Source organism: Streptomyces sp. NPDC006309 (assembly GCF_040613095.1).
Lineage (GTDB): Bacteria > Actinomycetota > Actinomycetes > Streptomycetales > Streptomycetaceae > Streptomyces.
The window spans coordinates 214,765-238,037 of record NZ_JBEXRO010000002.1 but is presented as its reverse complement, the minus strand read 5'-3'; the positions used below and the strand labels follow the sequence as shown (position 1 = coordinate 238,037).

The 23,273-nt window shown below is 73.4% G+C and carries 17 protein-coding genes and 1 pseudogene; 10 read left to right on the top strand and 8 right to left on the bottom strand.

From position 1 onward, the window contains the following. Positions 1 to 8: 8 nt before the first annotated feature. A complete protein-coding gene (locus tag ABZ117_RS03615) occupies positions 9 to 473 on the bottom strand; it encodes a DUF6114 domain-containing protein (protein WP_356817000.1) in 465 nt (154 codons plus the stop codon). Next, on the bottom strand, positions 467 to 1,165 hold the full coding sequence (locus ABZ117_RS03610; RefSeq protein WP_356816998.1) for a DUF6230 family protein: 699 nt from the start codon (positions 1,163 to 1,165) through the stop codon (positions 467 to 469). The genes ABZ117_RS03615 and ABZ117_RS03610 overlap by 7 nt, the downstream gene beginning before the upstream one ends. Positions 1,166 to 1,803: 638 nt before the next feature. Here ABZ117_RS03610 and ABZ117_RS03605 point away from each other — a divergent pair. Next, positions 1,804 to 2,454, top strand: coding sequence for a Tat pathway signal sequence domain protein (locus tag ABZ117_RS03605; protein ID WP_356816996.1), 651 nt, complete (start codon positions 1,804 to 1,806; stop codon positions 2,452 to 2,454). A gap of 18 nt (positions 2,455 to 2,472) precedes the next feature. Here ABZ117_RS03605 and ABZ117_RS03600 read toward each other — a convergent pair whose 3' ends face one another. Further along, positions 2,473 to 3,399 carry a lytic polysaccharide monooxygenase gene (locus ABZ117_RS03600; RefSeq protein ID WP_356816994.1) on the bottom strand — a complete coding sequence of 309 codons (927 nt, stop codon included), beginning with the start codon at positions 3,397 to 3,399 and terminating at the stop codon, positions 2,473 to 2,475. A 345-nt stretch (positions 3,400 to 3,744) separates the two neighbouring features. Here ABZ117_RS03600 and ABZ117_RS03595 point away from each other — a divergent pair, with 345 nt between their 5' ends. The 7 genes from ABZ117_RS03595 to ABZ117_RS03565 all read left to right on the top strand — a co-directional run bounded on the left by ABZ117_RS03595 (position 3,745) and on the right by ABZ117_RS03565 (position 12,986). After that, positions 3,745 to 4,392, top strand: coding sequence for a ScbR family autoregulator-binding transcription factor (locus ABZ117_RS03595; protein WP_356816992.1), 648 nt, complete (start codon positions 3,745 to 3,747; stop codon positions 4,390 to 4,392). Positions 4,393 to 4,414: 22 nt separating this feature from the next. Then, the gene (locus ABZ117_RS03590; RefSeq protein WP_356816990.1) at positions 4,415 to 5,614 is read left to right on the top strand and encodes a damage-control phosphatase ARMT1 family protein; all 1,200 of its coding nucleotides are present in this window, start codon (positions 4,415 to 4,417) and stop codon (positions 5,612 to 5,614) included. A 152-nt stretch (positions 5,615 to 5,766) separates the two neighbouring features. Beyond that, the gene (gene cyc2, locus ABZ117_RS03585; protein WP_356816988.1) at positions 5,767 to 7,929 is read left to right on the top strand and encodes a germacradienol/geosmin synthase Cyc2; all 2,163 of its coding nucleotides are present in this window, start codon (positions 5,767 to 5,769) and stop codon (positions 7,927 to 7,929) included. A gap of 115 nt (positions 7,930 to 8,044) precedes the next feature. Beyond that, on the top strand, positions 8,045 to 9,919 hold the full coding sequence (gene phsA, locus ABZ117_RS03580; protein ID WP_356816986.1) for an O-aminophenol oxidase PhsA: 1,875 nt from the start codon (positions 8,045 to 8,047) through the stop codon (positions 9,917 to 9,919). Between the two features lie 123 nt (positions 9,920 to 10,042). Beyond that, a complete protein-coding gene (locus tag ABZ117_RS03575; protein ID WP_356816984.1) occupies positions 10,043 to 10,606 on the top strand; it encodes a PDZ domain-containing protein in 564 nt (187 codons plus the stop codon). Positions 10,607 to 10,873: 267 nt separating this feature from the next. Further along, the gene (locus tag ABZ117_RS03570) at positions 10,874 to 12,001 is read left to right on the top strand and encodes an aminopeptidase P family protein (protein ID WP_356816982.1); all 1,128 of its coding nucleotides are present in this window, start codon (positions 10,874 to 10,876) and stop codon (positions 11,999 to 12,001) included. Between the two features lie 49 nt (positions 12,002 to 12,050). After that, positions 12,051 to 12,986 carry an aminoglycoside phosphotransferase family protein gene (locus ABZ117_RS03565; protein ID WP_356816980.1) on the top strand — a complete coding sequence of 312 codons (936 nt, stop codon included), beginning with the start codon at positions 12,051 to 12,053 and terminating at the stop codon, positions 12,984 to 12,986. Positions 12,987 to 13,005: 19 nt separating this feature from the next. On the opposite strand, the gene treZ is transcribed toward ABZ117_RS03565, so the two are convergent. After that, a complete protein-coding gene (gene treZ / locus ABZ117_RS03560; RefSeq protein ID WP_356816978.1) occupies positions 13,006 to 14,751 on the bottom strand; it encodes a malto-oligosyltrehalose trehalohydrolase in 1,746 nt (581 codons plus the stop codon). Positions 14,752 to 14,945: 194 nt separating this feature from the next. Here treZ and ABZ117_RS03555 point away from each other — a divergent pair, with 194 nt between their 5' ends. Next, positions 14,946 to 15,497, top strand: coding sequence for a DUF1707 and FHA domain-containing protein (locus ABZ117_RS03555; protein WP_356816976.1), 552 nt, complete (start codon positions 14,946 to 14,948; stop codon positions 15,495 to 15,497). Between the two features lie 108 nt (positions 15,498 to 15,605). Continuing rightward, positions 15,606 to 16,019, top strand: coding sequence for an SSI family serine proteinase inhibitor (locus ABZ117_RS03550; RefSeq protein WP_356816974.1), 414 nt, complete (start codon positions 15,606 to 15,608; stop codon positions 16,017 to 16,019). Between the two features lie 39 nt (positions 16,020 to 16,058). Here ABZ117_RS03550 and ABZ117_RS03545 read toward each other — a convergent pair whose 3' ends face one another. The 4 genes and pseudogenes from ABZ117_RS03545 to glgX form a co-directional block, all read right to left on the bottom strand. Beyond that, positions 16,059 to 17,309 (bottom strand): M14 family zinc carboxypeptidase, encoded by a 1,251-nt coding sequence (locus ABZ117_RS03545; RefSeq protein ID WP_356816972.1) that lies wholly within the window; start codon positions 17,307 to 17,309, stop codon positions 16,059 to 16,061. A gap of 136 nt (positions 17,310 to 17,445) precedes the next feature. Then, positions 17,446 to 18,095 (bottom strand): annotated as a pseudogene (locus ABZ117_RS03540) (hypothetical protein); the annotation flags it as partial. A 149-nt stretch (positions 18,096 to 18,244) separates the two neighbouring features. Continuing rightward, positions 18,245 to 20,608, bottom strand: coding sequence for a malto-oligosyltrehalose synthase (gene treY / locus ABZ117_RS03535; RefSeq protein ID WP_356816970.1), 2,364 nt, complete (start codon positions 20,606 to 20,608; stop codon positions 18,245 to 18,247). Between the two features lie 494 nt (positions 20,609 to 21,102). Beyond that, positions 21,103 to 23,214 (bottom strand): glycogen debranching protein GlgX, encoded by a 2,112-nt coding sequence (gene glgX, locus ABZ117_RS03530; protein WP_356816968.1) that lies wholly within the window; start codon positions 23,212 to 23,214, stop codon positions 21,103 to 21,105. Positions 23,215 to 23,273 lie beyond the last annotated feature (59 nt).

Here is a 23,273-nt window from a genome sequence, read left to right as displayed (position 1 = left end):
GGCGGACCTCAGGTCGCGCCTTCCGCGCCCTCGGGTGCCGGCGCCCGTGCCGCCGTCCTCGCCTGCCTGCGGCGTGCGCGGCGGCTGACGCGGGGCTGCTGGTCGGGGAGCCAGCCGAAGGCCAGGCAGCTGCCGGTGGCGCCGAGGAGGAGGCCGACGAAGAAGCCGCCCAGGTTGGAGGTGAGCCAGGTGCCCAGCGAGAGCAGGACGCCGGTGATGGAGTAGAACAGCCGCTGGGAGGGGTTGAAGAGGATCAGCAGGCCCAGCAGCACCATCAGCCCGGGCAGCAGGTAGCCCGCCAGGCCCTGCATGCCGATGTGCAGCACGACCTTCAGCGAGGCCTTCTCGGTGAGCAGGATCTCGCCGCCGCCCAGGGCGAGCAGCAGTCCGCCCCAGAACGGCCGGCGGGCCCGCCACCTGTGGAAGGCGGGCCTCGGTCCCAGACGTGGACGGTCCGGCACGGCTATCAGCAACCCGAGTCGCTGAAACTCAGCTTCAGACCCGGCAGCCGGAACACTCCCGCGGTGGTCGCGTAGTTGGTCTGCCGGAGGTTGGCGATCCGCACGGTGTCGGCCTGCTGGCTGAAGACTCCGATCGGTCCCTTGACGCCCGCCTTGGTCAGCGTGCTGGCGTCGTTGCCGATCTCGATGTTGTCGAACGAGGCGTCACCCGACAGCTCGGTGGAGTCGGTGGTCAGGTCGCGCGCGCTGACCTTCTCCTTGCCGCCGCCCGCCTTGATCAGCAGGTTGGTGCCACCCAGGTCGACGCTCTGGCACAGCTTGGTCAGCGTGGCGTTCTTGATCGCGGAGGTGATGACCAGCACCTGGCCGCCGCTGTCCCCGGCGTTGGGGCTGCCGTCCGCCATGTTGTCGAGCGAGCCGAACTGTTCGAAGCCGGTGCCCTTCAGCTCGGTCGCGGTGACCGTGAACGGCATGCCGGAGATCGCGAACTGCACACCGAGCGCACCCTGGGCGGTGAGGACGGCGAGGCCGGCGGCGATCAGCGTGGCGGGTACGGCCATCACCGCCGCCCGGCGGGCCCGGACGCGGCCCCGCCGTTCGCCGCCGGTGGCGGTTCCGGCGGTGTCCGGGATGTCGGAGGGTGAACCCGTTGCCGGATTCTCGGGGGTGTTGCCGGCGGACGGAACGTCCGGGGACGAGGCCATAACTGCTCCCATGGGCATGGATCAATGCGGTGTGGGCTTCAGTGGCGCGGTGTCCTGGCGCGGACAGGGGCAACCGCGTACGCCTCCTCGCGACTCCCGGGGGACGCAAGGGCTTTCTGGTTACGCGGCAGTAGCCTTTCGAGGAAGTTACCGCCGGTTACATTGAAGGGTCAAGGGAGATGTGAAAAAAGGGTGCCGGATGTGCGCGGACCGCCTCCGCCTGGCACAACTCGGCGCCTACACCTTGACGTTGACGAACCATCAGGTCTACAACTGCCTCTGTTTCCACGGATCCGTGGCGCCGGATCCAGCAAGCGGCACCAGCCGGGTCCCGGCGCGGTGTCCGCCGCGTCCGCCACGCGGACCGGCCGCGTTCCCGGCCCTGTCACGGCAACCGATCCCCTCGCAGCGCGGCTCCGTCACGGTCGTTCCCCCTTGTGGTTCCGTGCCGGCCGCCCCTTTCGCCGGTGCGGCCGGAGGTCTTCCCCCGAGGCCTCCGGCCGTGTCCGGTCCGCCGCCGTCGCCGGTCCGTCGTGTACGGAGAAGGCGCAACGGCCCCGCGCCGGCGGCACCCCCGCACCGCTCCACCCCCCACCTCACCTCAGCTGTCCCCCCACTCATTGAAGAGAGGCACTCGCATGCGCAAGCGCTCCCTCCTCGCCCTCGCCGGCACCGCCACCGCACTCGCTCTCGCGGCGGCCACCCCGGCCTCCGCGGCCGGCGCGGTCCTCACCACCGGCAGCGCCGGCGGCACCGCGGTCGCGGTCGGCGACACCCTCACGGCGCCCCTGGCCTCCGGCACGTCGGCCACGTTCTACTCCAGCGCGACCGGCACCAGCGGCGTCAAGTGCACGGGGTCCCAGTTCACCGCCAAGGTCACCGGCAACCCGGCCGCCCCCGGCACGGCCACCGAGTCCGTCACCGCGCACACCTTCGACAGCTCGACCTGCACCAGCAACGTCACCGGCGTGCTCGGGGTCAACGGCATCACCATCGACAACCTGCCCTACGCGGCGACGGTCGCCTCCGACGGCACCCTCACCGTCACACCCCCGAGCGGCTCCGTCATCCAGGCCACGGTCAAGCTGCGCACCCTGCTGGGCAGCGTCACCTGCGTCTACCGTGCGCCCGGCCTGACCGGCAAGTCCGGCAACGCCGACAGCAGCATCACCTTCACCAACCAGCAGTTCACGAAGTTCTCCGGCTCGTCGCTCTGCTTCGCCAACGGCTTCTTCACGGCGAAGTACGCGCCCGTCACCGACGCGGGCGTGCGGGTCTACGTCAACTAACGCGTCGTAGCATCTCGGTCAGCGTCGTCGCAGCCGCAGAGCGAGGGCGGCGCCCCCGGTGAGCAACAGCACCGCGGCGGCGCCGCCCGCGAGCAGCGGCGCCGGGACCCCCGAGCCGTCGCGGGTGGCGTCCACCACCGGCGACCCGTCACCCGCGGCGGCCTCGGGGCGCCCGTTCTGCCGCCCGTGCGCGGCAGCCGAGCCCGTCGGCGGTGAACCCGCCGTCCGTGCGGGCCGCGGGCGCGACGACGCCGGAGCCGTCGCGTCCGGTGTTCTGCCGGTGACCGCGCCGGCGGCTTTCGCACGCCCCGGGAACACCACGTCGGAACACGAGTAGTAGGTGTCCGGCGTGCTGCTGTTCTGCCAGACCGTGTAGAGGACCTGCCGACCCGTCCGGTCCGCCGGCAGCGTCGCGCCGATGTGGTAGGCGCCGTCGCGCAGCGGTGGGTCGGTGACCTCGGCGAAGGGCCGCTCCGGCAGGTCGGACCAGGCCAGCGGCTTCGCGGGGTCGTAGCCCGGCCGGGTCAGATACAACCGGAACGTGCCGGTGTGCGCGATGGTCGACGCGTACGTCAGTGTCAGCCGGGCCCCCGGCGTCAGCCGCGTCGCCGGCCAGTCCGGCCGGGCCAGGTCCAGCCCCCGGTACGCCGGCAGGTTGCCGCTGCACAGCCGGCCGTCCGGAATCACCCGCCGGTCACGGCCCGACACCCCCGCCACCCGCAGGTTGTCCCACGCGGTGAACGGCGCGCCGTTGGCCGCGACCGCGGCCCGGCAGGCCGCCGACCGCGTGACGCTGCCGCCCTCCGGGGAGCACGCGTAGACCCGGCTGACCGGATCCGTGGGGGCGCCGTGCGCCCGCGCCGGCCCCGCCGCCAACGGCAGGAGCAGGAGCGGCGCCGCCGCGGCGGCCACCCTGACACTCAGACGGACGGTCATCCGGGTCATCGGGGACGTCTCCTCGGCGAGTACGGGAATCGGGGGCTGCGGCGTCCAGTACGGCGCAGGCGCCCGCCCCGTTCACCGGGGCTCCCGGGCGGGACGGGAGGGGCGTGAAAGCACCGACCGGTCCCGCTGTTTCGCGCCTGCTCCGAGATCTCGTTGAGCGGCGCGCCACCCGCCTCGTATGGTGGCGATCATGGGCGCGGCGGCCAGCGCCCGGAGCCGTTGACACGTGTCCCGCCCAGGGGCCGGGACGCCGGACTTCCGTTGCCGTTCGGTGAGTTATCGTATGCAAGGGGTTAAAACAAACCGCATGTCCCGTTCGTTCGCAGCGCGAGGAGGGGTCCCACGATGGCAAGGCAGTTACGCGCCGAGCAAACCCGGGCAACCATCATCACGGCCGCCGCCGACCTGTTCGACCGGCAGGGCTACGAGACCACCAGCCTGAGCGACATCGTCGCACACGCGAAGGTCACCAAGGGTGCCCTGTACTTCCACTTCGCCGCCAAGGAGGACCTCGCGCACGCCATCCTGGAACTCCAGGCCAGGGCCGCCCAACGGGTCGTGGCCGACGTGGAGAGCCGCGGCTGCTCCTCCCTGGAGTCCCTGATGCGCACGACGTTCGGCATCGCCCGGCTCGCGGTGGAGGACCCGGTGCCGCGCGCCGGACTCCGCCTCGCCACCGCGGACATCGCCGTACGGCCGCCGCTGCGGCACCCGTTCACCGAATGGCTGGAGTACGCCACGCGCAAGTTCGGCGGAGCCGTGCGGGAGTCCGACGTGCACGGCGAACTCGACGTCGGTGCCGTCGCCCACTCCCTCGTCTGCTTCTTCATCGGCACCCGGGTCGCCGGCCGCTCCCTCGAACCGATCGGACGGCTCCCGCGCCGGGTCGCCGAGATGTGGCACCTGATGATCCGGGGCCTCGTCCCCGTGCACCGCCGCCCCCGCTACGTCACCCTCGCCACCCAGCTGGAGCGGGAGATCAGAGCCGCCTGACCCGGGCGGTACGGTGACGGACATGCCCGACACCCCCTTCGCACCCGTGATCCGCGGTGACGAGCCCGGCTCGTTCCCGCACAGCGTGCTGGCCGAGCGGCACCCCGCGATCATCCGGCAGGTACGGGACGCCTTCCCGTACGGCCCCGCGCAGCACACGGCGCTGGACGAGCTGCTGAGGAACTGCACCGAGGGCACCGTCGGGCCGCTGCCCGCCGACGCCCCGGACCGGGACCGCTGGGACGCCTGGGGCCTGTCCGCCGCCATCGGCCGTTCCTGGTACGACGTGCCGTGGCTGTGGTCCGAGAGCTACTTCTACCGCCGGCTCCTCGACGCCGTCGGTCACACCGGCCCGGGCGCCTGGCAGGGCATCGACCCCTTCCGCCCGTTCAAGCGCGCCGAACTCGACGCCCCCGAGACCGACGGGGAACTGGCCGCCCTGGACGGCCTGCGGGACCTGCCCGAGGAGGAGCGGGCGCGCGCCCTGCTGCACGGCTCACTGTGGGGAAACCGCGCCGACCTCGGCTTCCGGCTCTCCGCTGCGGACGCCGGAACCCGGCAGCCGGTCCCCGCCCTGGTCGCCGACGACAGCGAGATCCTGTGGTCGCTGCTGCCGCCCACCGGCACCGGCACACTGGTGCTGGTCGCGGACAACGCCGGCCGCGAACTCCTCCCCGATCTCCTGCTGATCGCCCACCTCCTCGCCGAGGGCCGGACCGCGCGGGCCGTCCTGCACGTCAAGCCGTACCCCTACTACGTCTCCGACGCCACCACCGCCGACGTGGTCGACGCCCTGCACCGGCTGCGCACGGCCCCCGGCGCGGCGGGCGAGTACGGGCGCGTGCTGTGGTCCGCCATGGCCGACGGTCGCCTCACCGTCCGCGCCCACCCCTTCTCCTGCGCCCCGCTGCCGTACGCCGACATGCCGGACGACCTGCGCGCCGAGTTCGCGGCGGCCACCCTGACCGTCGTCAAGGGCGACCTCAACTACCGCCGTCTGGTGGGCGACCGGTTCTGGCCGCCCACCACGCCCTTCCGGGAGACGACCGCGTACTTCCCCGGCCCGGTCGCCGCGCTGCGCACCCTGAAGTCCGAGGTCATCACCGGCCTGACCGCCGCGACCGAGGCCGCGCTGGTGGCCGCCGAGGGGCAGCGCTGGCGGACGAGCGGGACGCACGCGCTCATCCAGGCCGACCCGGCGGACGGCGCACGACGGCGGTGACGTGACGCCGTCGTGCGCCGTGCCGGCCCGGCGCGGGCGCGCACGGGACCGTTCGGCGCACGGAATTCCGCGTTTCTCGGGTGGTTCACGCGATGGTGTGATCATGTACGGCCGGATGGATGGGGCTCCGGGACCGCGGGTAGGGCCCGGCCATGACGCAGCCGTTTCACCTCCCGCGCTTCTACATGCCGTACCCGGCGCGCCTCAATCCGCACCTGGACGAGGCCCGGGCCCACTCGACCGGGTGGGCACGCGAGATGGGCATGCTGGAAGGCTCCGGGATCTGGCAGCAGGCCGACCTGGAGGCACATGACTACGGGCTCCTGTGCGCCTATACCCACCCCGACTGCGACGGACCCGCTCTCTCGCTGATCACCGACTGGTACGTGTGGGTGTTCTTCTTCGACGACCACTTCCTGGACATGTTCAAGCGCACCCCCGACCGCGCCGCCGGCAAGGCCCACCTGGACCGCCTGCCGCTGTTCATGCCGCTCGACCCCGCCACCCCGGTGCCCGAGCCGGAGAACCCGGTCGAGGCGGGCCTGAAGGACCTGTGGGCGCGTACGGTGCCGGCCATGTCCGCGGACTGGCGCCGCCGCTTCTCCGTCGCCACCGAGCACCTGCTCAACGAGTCGATGTGGGAGCTGTCCAACATCGACGAGGGGCGGATCGCCAACCCCGTCGAGTACATCGAGATGCGCCGCAAGGTGGGCGGAGCGCCCTGGTCCGCCGGGCTCGTGGAGTACGCGACCGCCGAGGTGCCCGCCGCCGTCGCAGGCACCCGGCCGCTGCGCGTTCTCATGGAGACGTTCTCCGACGCCGTCCACCTGCGCAACGACCTGTTCTCCTACCAGCGCGAGGTCGAGGACGAGGGCGAGAACAGCAACGGCGTCCTCGTCCTGGAGAAGTTCTTCGGCTGCACCACGCAGGAGGCCGCCGACACCGTCAACGACGTCCTCACCTCCCGGCTGCACCAGTTCGAGCACACCGCGCTCACCGAGGTCCCCGCCGTCGCCCTGGAGAATGGACTCACCCCCGCCGAACTCGCCGCGGTCGCCGCCTACACCAAGGGACTCCAGGACTGGCAGTCCGGCGGCCACGAATGGCACCTGCGCTCCAGCCGCTACATGAACAAGGGCGCGCGCCCCGCCCCGCCGTGGCACATCCCGGCCGGCCCCGGCACCTCGGCCGCCGACATCGGCGCGCTGCTCGCCCCGGCCGCCCGGGAGCGCCTGCGCGCCCACGCGCACGTGCCCTTCCAGAAGGTCGGCCCCTCCCTCGTCCCCGACCTCCACATGCCCTTCGAGGTGCAGCTCAGCCCCCACCTGGACCGCTCCCGCGACCACCTCGTCGACTGGTGCCACCGGACGGGCATCCTCCAGGAGGGCGTCTGGGACCTGGACAAGCTCGCCGCGTACGACCTCGCGCTGTGCTCCGCCGGCCTGGACCCGGACGCCACGCCCGAGGCCCTCGACCTCAGCGCGCAGTGGCTCGCCTTCGGCACCTACGGCGACGACTACTACCCGCTGGTCTACGGCCACCGCCGGGACCTCGCCGCCGCCCGGCTGACCACCGCCCGGCTCTCCCTGTGCATGCCCGTCGACGGCGAGCCCGCCCCGGCCCCCGCCAACGCCATGGAGCGGGCCCTGGCCGACCTGTGGGCCCGTACGACGGCCGGGATGACCGCCGATCAGCGGCGCACCCTGAGGGCCTCCGTGGACACCATGACCGAGAGCTGGGTCTGGGAGGTGTCCAACCAGCTGTTCAACCGCATCCCCGACCCCGTCGACTACCTGGAGATGCGACGCTCCACGTTCGGCTCGGACCTCACCCTGAGCATGTGCCGGATGGGCCACGGCCCCGCGATCCCCGCCGAGGTGTACGCCAGCGGCCCGGTGCGCTCCCTGGAGAACTCGGCCATCGACTACGCCTGCCTGCTCAACGACGTCTTCTCGTACCAGAAGGAGATCGAGTACGAGGGCGAGATCCACAACGCGATCCTGGTCGTACAGAACTTCTTCGGCGTGGACTATCCGACCGCACTCGGCGTCGTCCACGACCTGATGACCCAGCGCATGCGGCAGTTCGAACACGTGATCGCGCACGAACTCCCCGTCCTCTACGACGACTTCGGCCTGTCCGGGGAGGCGAGGGCCACCATGGACGGCTACGTCCTCGACCTGAAGAACTGGCTGGCCGGCATCCTCAACTGGCACCGGGAGGTCGACCGCTACAAGGCCGGATGGCTCGGCAGCCGCACCCACGGCTTCCTGCCCGACCGCGCCCCCGCCGTGCCCGCCCTGCCGCGCGGCTGACGGCCACCGAATCTTTTCGTGCGGAACCGGGCATTCAGGGAACTTCGGTGCGCCCTCGGGAGTCTTGTGAAGTAAGGGGAGCAACAGACAGCAGAACACACGGGGGTGTCCGATCTTGACCGAGATCATCGAAAGGCCCACCACGGCGACCGCGGACGTGCAGGCACCGGCGGCGAGCGAACTCACGCCGTACGTCGCGCCGTTGACGGTCCCGCCGGTCCTGCGGCCGGCGGCGGACGACGTCCTGCGCGAGACCGAGATCGCCCTGCGCCCGGCCTGGGTGCGTCTGCACCCGCAGCTGCCGCCCACCCTGATGTGGGGGTACGGCGGCCATGTCCCGGGCCCGACCATCGAGGTCCGGCGCGGGCAGCGCGTCCGCATCGCCTGGACCAACCGCATACCGAGGGACAGCGAGTACCCGGTCACCTCGGTGGAGGTGAAGCTGCGCACGGACGGCCGGCCCCAGGCCACCACCGAGCCCGGCCGCGAGGGCGCGGAACCGGACAAGGACGTCGCCGCCCTGCCCGCCTGGTCGGTGACCCATCTGCACGGCGCGCAGACGGGCGGCGGCAACGACGGCTGGCCGGACAACGCCGTCGGCCACGGCGACGCCCAGCTGTCGGAGTACCCGAACGACCACCAGGCGGTGCAGTGGTGGTACCACGACCACGCGATGAACATCACCCGGTGGAACGTGATGGCGGGCCTGTACGGCACCTACCTCGTCCGTGACGACGAGGAGGACGCCCTCCACCTGCCCTCCGGCGAGCGGGAGATCCCGCTGCTCATCGCCGACCGCAACCTCGACACCGACGAGGACGGCCGGCTCAACGGACGGCTGCTGCACAAGACGGTGATCGTCCAGGACCGCAACCCGGAGACCGGAAAGCCGGTCTCCATACCGTTCACCGGCCCGTACACCACGGTCAACGGCCGCATCTGGCCCTACGCCGACGTCGACCCGGCCTGGTACCGCTTCCGGCTGGTCAACGCCTCCAACGCGCGCATCTTCGAACTCGTCCTCATCGACGAGGACGGCGAGCCGGTGCCGGGGACCGTCCACCAGATCGGCAGCGACGGCGGCCTGCTGCCACGCCCGGTCCCGGTCGACTTCGACGAGGAACTGCCCGCCCTGACCGCCGCGCCGGCCGAGCGGTTCGACCTGCTGGTCGACTTCCGCGCCCTGGCCGGGCGGACCCTGCGCCTGGTGAACAAGGGCGTCAACCAGCCGGCCGGCGTGCCCGACCCGGCCGGAGACGTGCCCTTCCCGGCCGTGCTGGAGTTCCGGGTCCGGGAGAGCTGCGAGCAGGACACCTTCGAACTGCCCGAGGTGCTCTCCGGCTCCTTCCGCCGCCTCGGCCACGACATCCCGCACGGCCACCGCCTGATCCTGCTCACCCCGCCCGCCACCAAGGGCGCCGGCGGCCACCCGGAGATCTGGGAGATGACCGAGGTCCTGAGCACGGCCGGCCTGCGGCTCCCGGCCGAGGGCATCGTCCAGGTCACCGGCCCCGACGGCACCACGAGGACGTACCGGCGCACCGCCCGGACGTTCAACGACGGCCTCGGCTTCACCGTCGCCGAGGGCAGCTACGAGCAGTGGAGCTTCCTCAACCTCGCGCCCATCGTGCACCCCATGCACATCCACCTGGCCGACTTCCAGCTGCTGGGCCGGGACGCCTACGACGTCTCGGGCTTCGACCCGGCGGCGGGCGGCACCCGCACCCCGATCCGCTACGACACGGGCCGGACGATCCCGCTCGCGCCCAACGAGCGGGGCCACAAGGACGTCTTCCGGGTGCCGGGCGCCCAGATGCTGCGGGTCATGGGCCGCTTCGACGGCGCGTACGGCCGGTTCATGTACCACTGTCATCTGCTGGAGCACGAGGACATGGGCATGATGCGGCCCTTCGTCGTCATGCCGCCCGAGGCCCTGAAGTTCGACCACGGCGGGGCGCACGGCGGCCATGGGGAGGGCCACACGGGCTGAGGAACCACCCGCGGAAGGCGGCCGCCATGGCTCCCCTCCGCCACCCTCCGGCCAGTCTCACTCGTTCGTGTCTCGTCGCGGCCCGGCCACGCGGGTAGAGCACCAGCCGGAGGCGAGCGAACCATGGAACAGACTGCGTTGCGTCCCAAGCCCATGCCGGGCCAGGCCGGGCGCGCGAGCGGCACGCCCGGCGCCACCCGCCGCCCGCATGCCGCGCGCCGGCGCGGCCGGCGGCTGCGGCCCCTGCTGCTGAGCGTCGGCGCCGGCACGCTGCTGGTGCTGGCCGGTGTCGGCCTCGGCACGGTCGGCGCCACGGTGATCGGTATGAGCAGACTCGCCGAGGCACAGGGCGAGACCCGGCCGTACGCGCCTTCGGCCACGGCCACTTCCGCGGCCGGCCCGGGCCCCGCTCAGGCGCCGGCCGCGGCATCCCTCGGGGTGGAGGCCGTGGACACCCGGAAGCCGGGTGCCATGGTGGTGGGCGTGCACGTGCCCGGTCCCGGCTACTCGGCGGGCCTGATCCGCGGGGACGTCGTCCTCGAGTTCGGCACGCACCGCGTCGACAGCGCCGCCGACCTAGCCCGGGCGGTCGTCCGGGCCGACCCCGGAAAGGCGGTGCCGCTCACCGTGCGCCACAGCAGCGGCGGCTACCAGCGGCTCACGGTGGTCCCCGCGGTGGTGACCTGACCTGACCGGGCTGACGGCTGCCTTGCCGCGCCGGGAACCCATGGACATCTCCTGCCCCACCGGCCACGACAGCCCCGATGCCCCCGGCGGGAGACCGGTTGCCGTGCCCGGCCGTGCTGGCTCGGGCGGGATGCCGGTCCGCTTGACCCGTCGGGGCTGCGTCGGGATGCCGGTCCCCGTGACCGGCTCGCGTGCGTCCGTCCGGGCGGGCAGGATGCTCACCGAGACGCCCACGCCCCGTTTCCCCGCCCGCGCCCGGAGGCCCGGATGACCGTTTCCCCGCCCGCGCCCTTCACCGCCGCCGACCACACGGCCCGCATGGAGCGCGCCGTGCGCTCCGCCGCCGACGCCGGTCTCGCGGGGCTGCTGGTGGCCCCCGGACCGGACATGGTGTGGCTCACCGGCTACACGCCCACCGCGGTCACCGAACGGCTCACCGTGCTGGTCCTCGCCCCCGGCCGGGACCCCGTGTTCGTCGTGCCCACGCTGGAGGCCCCGGACGCCGAGCACGCGGTGGGCGTCGGCGCGCTGACCCTGCGCGACTGGACCGACGGCACGGACCCCTACGCCGTCACCGCCGCCCTCCTCGACGGCGACGGCCGGTTCGGCATCAGCGACAACACCTGGGCGATGCACCTGCTGGGCTTCCAACGGACGCTCCCCGGCACCTCGTACGCCTCCCTCACCGACGCCCTGCCCATGCTGCGCGCCGTCAAGGACACGGCCGAGCTGGAACTCCTGGCCGCCGCCGGCGCCGCTGCCGACGCGACGTTCGAGGAGATCCGGAAGGTCCCCTTCGCCGGCCGCCGCGAGTCGGACGTCGGCCAGGACCTCGCCGGCCTGCTGCGCCGCTTCGGCCACTCCCAGGTTGACTTCACCATCGTCGGCTCCGGCCCCAACGGCGCCAACCCGCACCACGAGGTCGGCGACCGCGTCATCCGCGACGGAGACATGGTCGTCCTCGACTTCGGCGGCCTGAAGGACGGCTACGGCTCCGACACCACCCGCACGGTGCACGTCGGCGAGCCGACCGCGGAGGAACGCCGCGTCCACGACGTCGTGCGCGCCGCCCAGGAGGCCGGCTTCCGGGGCGTACGCCCCGGCGCGGCCTGCCAGGACGTCGACCGCGCCGCCCGCGCGGTGATCACCGACGCCGGATACGGCGCGTACTTCATCCACCGTACGGGGCACGGCATCGGCGTCACCACACACGAGCCGCCGTACATGATCGAGGGCGAGGAACAGCCCCTGGTACCCGGCATGTGCTTCTCCGTGGAGCCCGGCATCTACCTGCCCGGCCGCTTCGGGGTGCGCATCGAGGACATCGTCACGGTCACCGAGGACGGCGGCCGCCGCCTCAACAACACCACACGTGAGATGGTCATAGTGGACTGAGAGCACCTGGAGACCCCTCGACCCCACCCGGAACGGCGACGCGCGATCCATGACCCAGGCACCGACACCCACCGCGGACACCGTCCGCCGACTGGTCCGCTCGCTGCTCAAGGACGGCGGTGACGGCACCGGGGGACCGGAGGTGCGGCCCGTGTCGGAGGACCGGGACTACACCTGGTGGGTCGGCGGCCGGTATGTGCTGCGGCTCGCGCCCGACCGTGAGGCCTCCGTGCGCCGCCGCCGGGAGCTGCGGCTGCGCGACCTGGTCCGGCCGCACCTGCCCGTCGCCGTCCCGGCCGGCGTCGCCCACGGCGACTGGGCGCCCGGCCTCGCCTACACCCTCGACACCAGGCTGCCCGGCGGCACCGCCGACACCTACGACGTCTCCGCCGTCGGCGAGGCCGACCTCGCCGGGCTGCTCGGCGGACTGCGCGCGGTCCCCGTGCGCCAGGCGGAGGCACAGGGGGTGCCGCGGACCGCGCCGCGCTCGCTGGAGGCGCTGCGCCGGATGGCCGTGCACGCGGCCGAACGGCTCGCCGAGGCGGACGAGTTCGACGCCGCCCGGCTGCACCAGCTCACCCCGGCCGGCGCGGCCCAGCTGGCCGCGCAGGCCGGCACCGCCGTCCTCACCCATCACGGGCTGACCGGCGCGCACGTGCTGGTCAGCGCCGACGGCCGGGTGCGCGGCATTCTGGACTGGACCGCGGCCACCGTGGGCGACCCCGCCGAGGACATCGCCGGACTCGCTCTCGCCGTGGGCTCCCCGGCGGCCGTCCGCGCCGCCACCCTGGCCGGTTACGGCGCCCGCCCCTGTCTGCGCGGCCTGTGGCTCGCCCGCTGCGACACCGTCCTGCGCCTCACCGGCCGCCTGCAAGGCCGCACGGACGGCTCCCTGCCGCTGCTGCGGATCCAGCTGGGGCGCGTCTGGGAGCCGATCCTGCTGGAGCGCGTGACGGACCTCCAGGAGGACGGGACGGAGCTCTGAGCGAGCCGCCGGGGTCCGCTCAGGGCTGTGTCAGCACCACGCAGGACTCCCCGGGCACCTGGAGCAGTCCGTCCGGCCCCGGCTCCTCCACCCGGGCCCAGGCCGCGAGGACCTCCACCCGGCCGGTGCCCAGCGGGATCGCCGCCGCTTCCTTGCCCAGGTTCACCGCCACCCGTACGTCCCCGCGCCGGAAGGCGAGCCAGCGGGCCTCCGTGTCGTAGGCCACCTTGGTGTCGGCGAGATCCGGGTCCGTGAGGTCGGGCTGGGCGCGGCGCAGCGCGATCAGCTGCCGGTACCAGGCCAGCACGCGCGCGTGGGGCTCGCGTTCCGGCTCCGACCAGTCCAGGCAGGACCGCTCCCGGGTCGCCGGGTCCTGCGGGTCGGGTACGTCCTCCTCGGCCCAGCCGTGCTCCGCGAACTCCCGCCGCCTGCCCCGCCGTACCGCCTCGGCCAGCTCCGGGTCGGTGTGGTCGGTGAAGAACTGCCACGGCGTGCCCGCCGCCCACTCCTCGCCCATGAACAGCATCGGGGTGAAGGGTGCGGTCAGCGTGAGCGTGGCCGCGCAGGCCAGCAGGCCGGGGGAGAGGTGGGCGGCGAGCCGGTCGCCCTGGGCGCGGTTGCCGACCTGGTCGTGGGTCTGGCTGTAGCCGAGCAGCCGGTGCCCGCCCACGCGCGCGCGGTCCAGCGGGCGGCCGTGGTGGCGGCCCCGGAAGCTGGAGTACGTCCCGTCGTGGAAGTAGCCCCCGGTGAGGGTCTTGGCGAGCGCGGCGAACGGCTCACGCGCGAAGTCGGCGTAGTAACCCTGGGACTCGCCGGTCAGCGTGGTGTGCAGGGCGTGGTGGAAGTCGTCGTTCCACTGCGCGTGCAGTCCGAGGCCGTGCTCCGTGCGCGGGGTGATGAACCGGGGGTTGTTCAGGTCGGATTCGGCGACCAGGAACAGCGGCCGGCCCAGTTCCCCGGCGAGTCCGTCGACGGCCGCCGACAGCTCCTCGAGGAAGTGACTCGCGCGCGTGTCGTACAGCGCGTGCACGGCGTCCAGCCGCAGCCCGTCGAGCCGGTAGTCCCGCAGCCAGGCCAGCGCGCTGCCCAGGAGGAACGCACGCACCTCGTCCGAGCCGGGCGCGTCCAGGTTCACCGCCGAGCCCCACGGTGTGGTGTGCGTGTCCGTGAAGTAGGGCCCGAACAGCGGCAGATAGTTGCCCGACGGGCCCAGATGGTTGTGTACGACGTCCAGGACGACGCCCAGTCCGAGGGCGTGCGCGCGGTCGACGAACCGCTTCAGGGCCTCCGGGCCGCCGTACGGCTCGTGCACCGCCCACAGCGACACCCCCTCGTACCCCCAGCCGTGCCGCCCCGGGAACGGACACAGGGGCATCAACTCCACGTGGGTCACGCCGAGTTCCACCAGGTGCTCCAGCCGCTCGGCGGCGGCGTCCAGCGTGCCCTCGCGGGTGTACGTGCCCACGTGCAGCTCGTACAGGACCGCACCCGGCAGCCCGCGCCCCGCCCACTCGGTCCGCCACGCGTACCGCCCGTGGTCCACGACCGCGCTCAGCCCGTCCGGGCCGTCGGGCTGGCGGCGGGAACGCGGGTCCGGCAGCACGGGGCCGTCGTCCAGCGCGAAGCCGTACCGCGCGCCGTCCCCGGCCTCCGCCTCACCCGTCCACCAGCCGGGGCGCCCGGGGTCACGCGTCAACGCGCGCGTGCTGCCCTCGCAATGGAGCGTCACTCGGTCTGCCTGCGGTGCCCACACCTCGAACTGCACGGACGGTTCCCCTTCGTCTACCTGTGTCGGTGCGTCTGCCACCGTGATGTCCCGCGTTCCCATCGTGCCGTTCCGCATGACCGGTCCGCCTGCGAATCCTCCGTTTCCCGGCGGGTGTCGTGGAAGTACCCCTGTCCCGGCACCCGTCCCGCGTCTTCTGGACACCCGGGGTCCACTGCCCGACAATCACCCTCGTGACGTCGTCCTTCGAGTTCTCCACCTACCCGGCGCGTCCGTCCGACGCGGAGCGCGACAAGGCGCTCCAGGTGCTGCGTGACGGCGTCGCCGTGGGCCGGCTCTCGCACGACACGTTCGTGCGCCGCATGGAACTGGCGCTCGTGGCCCGCCGGTCCGACGAACTGGCCGTGCTCGTCGCCGACCTGCCCCGGGAGAACCGCTTCTCCCGCGCGGTCCTCGGCTCCGTGGAGGCCGTGTCCGGGTTCACCGTACGGCTGCGCCGGGCCTGGCAGGCCGAGCGGCTGCCCAAGCTGCTGCTGCCGCACCCGGCGCACACCCATCCGCTGCGCATCGGCCGCGACCCCGCGAACGGGCTGCGCCTGAACCACGAGACGGTCTCCCGCGTGCACGCCGAGCTCCGCCACCGGGGCGGCCTGTGGATCCTCAGGGACCTGGGATCCACCAACGGCACCACCGTCAACGGCCGCCGGGTCATCGGGTCGGTCGTCGTCCGCGAGGGCGACCAGGTCGCTTTCGGCAGGATCGCGTACCGCCTCGCCACGGGCTGAGTCCCCCTGGCCGGACGCGTTCGAACTTACGTCCGTCGAGGCGTGCGTACCGCACCGATCGGGTGAGCCGGACTGCGGAAGACGGGCCGCCGTGCCGATGCAACGGACATGACCTACCTCACCAGAGCGGCAGCGGCGGCCGGCGCCCTGCTGGCCGCCGCCGGCCTCCTCACCGCCGGCCCGGCCCACGCCGCCTCCCGCGACATCCGCCCGGACAACTGGCTCTACCTGACGATCACCAGGGGTGACGCCCGGTCCGGCGACACGCGCGGCACCGTACTGCTGTGCGACCCGCCGCAGGGGCACGCCCACGCGGCCGACGCGTGCGCCGAACTGGACGCCGCCGACGGCGACGTCGGCCGTATCCCCGCCAAGGAGGTGTTCTGCCCGATGATCTACGCCCCGGTGACCACCCACGCGCGCGGGCACTGGAACGGCCGGGCGGTCGACTTCCAGCAGACGTACACCAGTGCGTGCGTGATGAACGCGCGTACGGGCTCCGTCTTCGCCCTGGACGGCTGACCGGCGCACGGTGACCGGGCGGTGGGGGCCGGCAGCGGCTCACGCCACCCGGTCGCGCGCCCGCTGCGCCGCCACCAGCACCGTCCGCGACTGGTGCTCCACCTGGTGCTCCAACGGCACCCAGCGGGCCCCGAAGCGCGCGGCGAAGGCGTCGCACCAGGTGGCGACCAGCTCCTGCAGCCGGGGCGCCGCCCGGTCGTCCGCCTCCCGCAGCACCCGGAGCAGCATCGACGCCGCCCGCAGCGGCAGCCGCCGCCCGAAGGCGTCCACACTGCCGACGTACGCCATCGTGTTGCCGGCCGGCGGCGTGTGGACCCAGTCCTCGGCCAGGCCCGGAACCAGCTCCAGCGCCCACCGCGCGGCCCGCAGCAGCGGCCCGTCCCGGCCGTCCAACCGGGGCAGCGCCTCGGCGAGGACCCGCTCCACCTCCCGCGCGTCCCGCAGCAGCCGCGCCGCCAGCCGCTGTATGGCCGCGGCCGGTGCCGGGTGCGGCGCCGGGTCGCCCACCAGGTCGCTGGCCCACATCGGCACCTCGACCACGGCCGTCAGTCCGCCGTACCGGTGCGCGTGGTACCAGGTGCTGTGCCGGGCGTCGTCCGGCATGCTCGGGTAGGCCACGCCCGTCTCCGGGCCGGGCATCACATGCACCCCGGGACCGGAGGCCGGCCAGAGCGCCGCGTCCGAGGCCCCCGTCTCCACCGGGATGTGCAGCTCCGCCGCGGACTTGGCGAACGGCTCGGCCAGCCCCGGCACGTCCTTCGTCAGCTGCACCCAGCTGCCGCCCAGATCGGTGCCGTGCAGCGTCACCTGGAGGTACGGGCGCAGTTCGTCGATGACCCCGGTCAGCGTCCGCGTCTCCGGCGGCAGCCGGTCCGGGGGCAGCACGGACGGCGACCACTCCGGCTGCTCCGCGCCCGTCGGCCGGTAGAACCCGAGGTGGTAGTCGAGCAGGCTGCGCGGCGCCGGGGTCACGTGCAGGCTCGCCCCGTCCGGGTCCGCGCACAGCAGGAAGTGCCAGGAGGTGTCCCCCCGCAGCTCCCGTTCCGACAGCACTCTTTCGGCCAGCACCCGCAGGGTGGAACCGCCCGCGGGCTCGTTGGCGTGGGCACCCGCCACGACCAGCACCGCCCGGCGGGCATGCCCCACCGACAGCAGGTGCAGCGGTCTTCCCGCGCGCGAGACACCCACCTCGCGCAGCGCGCACAGCCCGGGATCGCGAGCGGCCAGCGTCCGCGCGCAGGCGATGAGTTCGGGAACGCTGGGATAGCGCAGCTCCGGCAGAAGACTCACCCCCGACTGGTTCCGCCCGGCTTCGCCCTCTCAGTCCCGCACGGGAGGTGTGAACTGTCAAGCGTGCGGCAGGAGTTGTCCCCGGCGTCCGGGAGCGGTTCCCCGGCGGGGCCGCGGCCGGCTGTGTGCCGTGGGCTCACTGCTGGTGCAGACCGCGCCCCGCGAGCGTCAGGAACACCTCGCCCACCGCCTCCGACAGCGTGGGATGCGCGTGCACATGCCGGGCGACGTCCGCCGGCTCGGCGTCCCAGCCGACGATCAGCCGGCTCTCGGCGATGATCTCCGACACGTGCGGGCCGACCAGGTGCACGCCGGGCACCCGCCCGCCGCCGGCCTCCGCCACGACCTTCACCATCCCGCCTGCCCGTGCACCATCCCCTTGGCCACGGCGGTCAGCGGCATCGTGTTGACGCGGACCTCGTGCCCACGCGCGCGTGCCTCGGCCTCGCCGAGCCCCACCGAGGCGGTCCGCGGCGAGGAGTACGTCACCCGGGGCACGGCCGCGTGATCGACCGGTGCCGACGGCAGCCCCGCCGGCGTCTCGCCACCAGCAGGCCCTCCGCGAAGGAGGCGTGGGCGAGCCCCGGCGACGGCGGCGGCAGCAGGTCGCCCACCACGTGGATGCCGGGCACGGCCGTCTCCAGCCGGCCCCGGTCCGCCGGTACGACGAACCCCGCGCCGCGTGGGATACCGGCTCACATCGGCGTCCTCCAGCGGCACGATCCGGTCGGCGGCCTCCACGAGGGTGACCTGGGCGCCCATGGACCGGTGGAAGGGGGCGTACTCAGCGGCCCGTGACCGTCTACGCGCGCGTGCCGCCCGCAGGGGCCGCCGCGGCCTTCGTGGAGCTCCTGCGGGCCACCTGGCCGGCCCGGGCGCCACCGGTCCGTCCGAGGACCCCTGGCGCCCGCCGAGCCGGCTCCGCCGCCTCAGTCCTACCCGGCCCGCTCCAGCAGCACCACCGGGGACCGGTCGAAGAGGTCCGCCACGCGCGCGTGAGCGGTGAACTCGCGTTCCGGTGCGAGGACGTCCCTCCAGCGCCCGGGCGGCAGCGCCAGCCGCGTGTCCTGCCAGCCGCCCGCCTCCGCGAGCCGCAGCGACAGCCGGGTCACCGCCGTGACCACCTCGCCGGAGCGTGCGAACGCCAGGCAGTGCCCGGCCGCCGGGCCCTCGGCGGCCAGCGGGTCGTACGACCCGCCCGCGCCGAACGCGCCGGGCCGCCGGGCGCGCAGCCGCAGCGCCGCCGCGGTCAGCGCGTCCTTCTCTCCGGGCCCCTCCGGCGGGAAGGCCACGGGCCGCCGGTTGTCCGGGTCCACCAGCGCCCGGTACTCGCCCTCCGTGCCCTGGTACACGTCCGGCACCCCCGGCATCGTCAGGTGGACCAGCGCGGTGCCGAGGACGTTGGCCCGCACGTGCGGTTCCAGCGCCTTGCGGAACGCGGCCACGCGCTCGCCGGGCGGCCCGCAGGGCCCCGCGGCCACGAAGGCGGTCACCGCCTCCTCGTACGGCGGCTCCTGCTCCGTCCAGCTGGTGTACATGCCCGCCTCGCGCACGTGTTTGAGCAGCGCCTCCCGGACCCGCTCCTCCTCGGCCGGACCCAGCCCGAACACCGTCTGCCAGGCGGCCCAGGCCAGCTGCCCGTCCGGCACTCCCTCCTCGGCCCGGGTCACCTCGGCGAGCAGCTCCGCCCAGTGGTCCGGGCACTCGGTGAGCACGGCCAGCGCCGCGCGCACGTCGGCGCTGCGCTTGGTGTCGTGCGTGGTGACGACCGTGCCGGTGAGCGGCCAGTCGCGCTGTACGCGCGCGCAGTACGCGTGGAAGTCGTCCGGGGAGACACCCGGGCTGCCCGGGTCGCCGCCCACCTCGTTGGCCGACAGCAGCGGCACGAAGCGGTAGAAGGCGGTGTCCTCCACCGCCTTGGCGCGCAGCGCCGACGCGGTCTGCGCGAACCGGGTGCGGAACTCCACCCGGTCGGCGTGGTCCGGCGCGGACGGGTCACCGGGCGGTTCCACCAGCAGCCGGCGCACGACGCCGACGGCCTCGGCCTCCTCCGGCACCACGAAGGCCAGCCGGGCCTCCTCGGCGGCCTCCTCGGTGACGACGGCGGCGGCGTCACCGGAGGCGTAGGGCCGGTAGACCCGCATCCGGACGAGCAGCTCCTCCACGGCCGTGCGCAGCGCCCAGGGTGCCCGGTCGCGCAGCGACAGGTCGGGCGAGACGGCGCACAGCCGCGTGGCGACCCGGGTGAGCCGGTCGGTCTCGGCGGCCAGTTCGTGCGTGAGCACCTTGTAGGCGGCCCGCCGGGCCGTGGCCTCCCAGTTGCCGCCCCGGTCCGTCTGCGGTGCCGCGAAGGCCCGGTACCGGCCCAGCAGGCCGTACGCCCCGGTGCGGTCCGTGAACAGGCCGTCGACGTGCCGCAGGGCGTCGTAACCCGTGGTGCCCGCGACGGGCCAGGTGGCCGGCAGGTGCTCGCCGTCGGCCAGGATCTTCTCCACGACCGTCCAGCGCCCGCCGGTCGCCTCGTGCAGCCGCGCCAGGTAGCCGTCGGGGTCGGCGAGTCCGTCGGGGTGGTCGACGCGCAGCCCGTCGAGCACGCCCTCCGCCAGCAGCTGGAGGATCTTGGCGTGGGTGGCGTCGAAGACCTCCGGGTCCTCCACCCGCAGCCCGATGAGTTCCGAGATGCTGAAGAAGCGCCGGTAGTTCAGTTCGGTGCGGGCCAGCCGCCACCACACCGGGCGGTACCACTGGGCGTCCAGCAGCTGGGGCAGCGGCAGGTGCGCGGTGCCGGGGCGGAGCGGGAAGGCGTGGTCGTGGTAGCGCAGCACGTCACCGTCGACCCGCAGGTGTTCCAGCTCCGTGCCGACCGGGCCGCCGAGCACGGGCAGCAGCATCCGGCCGCCCTGCGCCTGCCAGTCGATGTCGAACCAGCGCGCGTACGGCGAGCCGGTGCCCTCGCGCAGCACCTCCCACAGGGCGTGGTTGTGCCGGGGCGCCATCGCCATGTGGTTGGGCACGATGTCCGCGACCAGGCCGAGGCCGTGCTCCCGCGCGGTGTGCGCCAGGGCGCGCAGGCCGTCCTCGCCGCCCAGTTCCTCGCGCACACGCGTGTGGTCCACCACGTCGTAGCCGTGCGCCGAGCCGGGGACGGCCTCCAGGACCGGGGACAGGTGCAGATGCGAGACGCCGAGCGACGCCAGGTAGGGGACGGCCGCCGCGGCGGCCGCGAACGGGAACGCGGGCTGGAGCTGGAGCCGGTAGGTGGCCGTGGGCACCTCCGGTCCGGGGCGCGCAGAAGTCATGGGAACCTACGTACCCAGCTCGCCGGGTTTCGTGTCACCTCAGCGCCGATCCACGCGCGTGTGCCCGGCGCCGGACGGGGGGATGGACGGGGACGACGGCGGCTGCCGGCGGTGCCGTCCGGCCCGGGGAGGGTGCCGCCGGCCGTCCGGCCGACCGTCCGGACGAGCGTGCCGGGTCCGGCACGGGGGCTGTCCGGCGGGGCACGTGCGCTGGGCCGGACGGCCTACAGGCCGCCGTCCGTCCGCCCGCCCGGCTGCCCGCCCGGCTCCCAGGGCGGCCTCCGCCGAAGCCGGCCGAAAGCCCGCCGAAAGCCCGCCGTGAGGCCCGCCTCCAGGGGACGCGGTCACGCCGCCGTCACGCCGCCTCGTGCCGCCGTCACGCCGCCTCGTGCCGCCGTCACGCCGTCTCGTGCCGCCGTCACGCCGCCGTCAGGTCCGCCGGGAGCGGGCGCTCCGGGTGTTCCCGGCGGCGCCCGGTCCCGGCGGGCCGGCGCTCACGCGGGGCGTTGCAGCACCGTCAGGCTGCGGTCCGGCAGGGTGATCCGGTCGCCGGCCGCGACCTTCTCGCCCGTGTTCGGCGGCACCCCGTCCGGGCGGGCCGTGTCGACCACCACCTGCCACTGCCGGCCGAGGTCGGCCGGTACCAGGAAGTCCAGCGGCTCGGGCGAGGCGTTGAACATCAGCAGGAAGGAGTCGTCGGCGATGTGCTCCCCGCGCGGGCCGGGTTCCGAGATCGCGTTGCCGTTCAGGAACACCGTCAGCGCGGACGCCGGCGCCGAGTCCCAGTCCTGCTGGGTCATCTCGCCGCCGTCGGGGGTGAACCAGGCGATGTCGGACAGCTCGTCGTGCGGGCCCTCCACCGGGCGGCCGTGGAAGAAGCGGCGCCGGCGGAAGACCGGGTGGTCCCGGCGCAGCCACACCATGGAGCGGACGAACTCCAGCAGGTCGCTCTCCAGGGAGTCCGGCCAGTCCACCCACGACAGTTCGTTGTCCTGGCAGTAGGCGTTGTTGTTGCCGCCCTGGGTGCGGGCGAACTCGTCGCCGTGGCTGATCATCGGCACGCCCTGGGACAGCATCAGCGTGGCGATGAAGTTCCGCATCTGCCGGGCGCGCAGCTCCAGCACCCCGGGGTCGTCGGTGTCGCCCTCCGCCCCGCAGTTCCAGGACCGGTTGTGGCTCTCGCCGTCCCGGTTCTCCTCGCCGTTGGCTTCGTTGTGCTTGTCGTTGTACGCGACGAGGTCGTGCAGTGTGAAGCCGTCGTGGCAGGTGACGAAGTTGATGGAGGCCAGCGGACGGCGGCCGTCGTCCTGGTAGAGGTCCGAGGAGCCGGTGAGCCGGGAGGCGAACTCCGCCAGCGCGCGCGACTCGCCCCGCCACACGTCCCGCACGGTGTCCCGGTACTTTCCGTTCCACTCGGTCCACATGGGCGGGAAGTTGCCCACCTGGTAGCCGCCCTCGCCGACGTCCCACGGTTCGGCGATCAGCTTCACCTGGGAGACCACCGGGTCCTGCTGCACCAGGTCGAAGAACGACGACAGCCGGTCCACCTCGTGGAACTGCCGGGCCAGGGTGGCCGCGAGGTCGAAGCGGAAGCCGTCGACGTGCATCTCGGTGACCCAGTAGCGCAGCGAGTCCATGATCAGCTGGAGCACGTGCGGGGACCGCATGAGCAGCGAGTTGCCGGTGCCCGTGGTGTCCATGTAGTAGCGCGGATCCTCGGTCAGGCGGTAGTACGACGGGTTGTCGATGCCCTTGAGGGACAGCGTCGGGCCCAGATGGTTGCCCTCGGCGGTGTGGTTGTAGACGACGTCCAGGATGACCTCGATCCCGGCCTCGTGCAGGGCCCGGACCGCCGACTTGAACTCCAGCACCTGCTGGCCGCGGTCGCCCCAGGAGGCGTACGCGTTGTGCGGGGCGAAGAAACCGAGGGTGTTGTATCCCCAGTAGTTGTTCAGGCCCATGTCGACCAGCCGGTGGTCGTTCACGAACTGGTGGACGGGCATCAGTTCGAGCGCCGTCACCCCGAGCTTGGTCAGGTGTTCGATGACCGCCGGATGGGCGAGCCCCGCGTAGGTACCCCGCAGTTCCTCCGGCAGCCCGGGGTGCCGCATGGTCAGGCCCTTGACGTGGGCCTCGTAGATCACCGTGCGGTGGTACTCGGTGCGGGGCGGCCGGTCGTCGCCCCAGTCGAAGTAGGGGTTGATGACCACCGACGCCATGGTGTGCGGCGCGGAGTCCAGGTCGTTGCGCCGTTCCGGGTCGTCGAAGTGGTAGCCGTACACCTCCTCGCCCCACCGGATCGACCCGCTCACCGCCTTCGCGTACGGGTCGAGCAGCAGCTTCGCCGAGTTGCAGCGCAGTCCGCGCGCGGGGTCGTACGGGCCGTGCACCCGGAACCCGTACCGTTGTCCCGGCATCACGCCCGGCACGTACGCGTGCCGCACGAATGCGTCGCTCTCGCGCAGTTCCACGGCCGTCTCCGAGCCGTCGTCGTGCAGCAGACACAGTTCTACTCGGTCCGCGGCCTCCGTGAAGACCGCGAAGTTGGTGCCGGCGCCGTCATAGGTGGCGCCGAGCGGATACCTCTCGCCAGGCCAGACCTGCATGGATACGACTCTCCCAGGTGTGCTGCCGCCGGGAGCCGTGTTGACCCCCGAATGTGCCC

What these genes read in the sequence shown, in the direction of transcription:
- ABZ117_RS03610 (WP_356816998.1), bottom strand. Translation starts at nt 1,165, where the DNA reads ATGGCCTCGTCCCCGGACGTTCCGTCCGCCGGCAACACCCCCGAGAAT.
- ABZ117_RS03605 (WP_356816996.1), top strand. Translation starts at nt 1,804, where the DNA reads ATGCGCAAGCGCTCCCTCCTCGCCCTCGCCGGCACCGCCACCGCACTC.
- ABZ117_RS03600 (WP_356816994.1), bottom strand. Translation starts at nt 3,399, where the DNA reads ATGACCCGGATGACCGTCCGTCTGAGTGTCAGGGTGGCCGCCGCGGCG.
- ABZ117_RS03595 (WP_356816992.1), top strand. Translation starts at nt 3,745, where the DNA reads ATGGCAAGGCAGTTACGCGCCGAGCAAACCCGGGCAACCATCATCACG.
- ABZ117_RS03590 (WP_356816990.1), top strand. Translation starts at nt 4,415, where the DNA reads ATGCCCGACACCCCCTTCGCACCCGTGATCCGCGGTGACGAGCCCGGC.
- cyc2 (WP_356816988.1), top strand. Translation starts at nt 5,767, where the DNA reads ATGACGCAGCCGTTTCACCTCCCGCGCTTCTACATGCCGTACCCGGCG.
- ABZ117_RS03575 (WP_356816984.1), top strand. Translation starts at nt 10,043, where the DNA reads ATGGAACAGACTGCGTTGCGTCCCAAGCCCATGCCGGGCCAGGCCGGG.
- ABZ117_RS03570 (WP_356816982.1), top strand. Translation starts at nt 10,874, where the DNA reads ATGACCGTTTCCCCGCCCGCGCCCTTCACCGCCGCCGACCACACGGCC.
- ABZ117_RS03565 (WP_356816980.1), top strand. Translation starts at nt 12,051, where the DNA reads ATGACCCAGGCACCGACACCCACCGCGGACACCGTCCGCCGACTGGTC.
- ABZ117_RS03550 (WP_356816974.1), top strand. Translation starts at nt 15,606, where the DNA reads ATGACCTACCTCACCAGAGCGGCAGCGGCGGCCGGCGCCCTGCTGGCC.
- treY (WP_356816970.1), bottom strand. Translation starts at nt 20,608, where the DNA reads ATGACTTCTGCGCGCCCCGGACCGGAGGTGCCCACGGCCACCTACCGG.
- glgX (WP_356816968.1), bottom strand. Translation starts at nt 23,214, where the DNA reads ATGCAGGTCTGGCCTGGCGAGAGGTATCCGCTCGGCGCCACCTATGAC.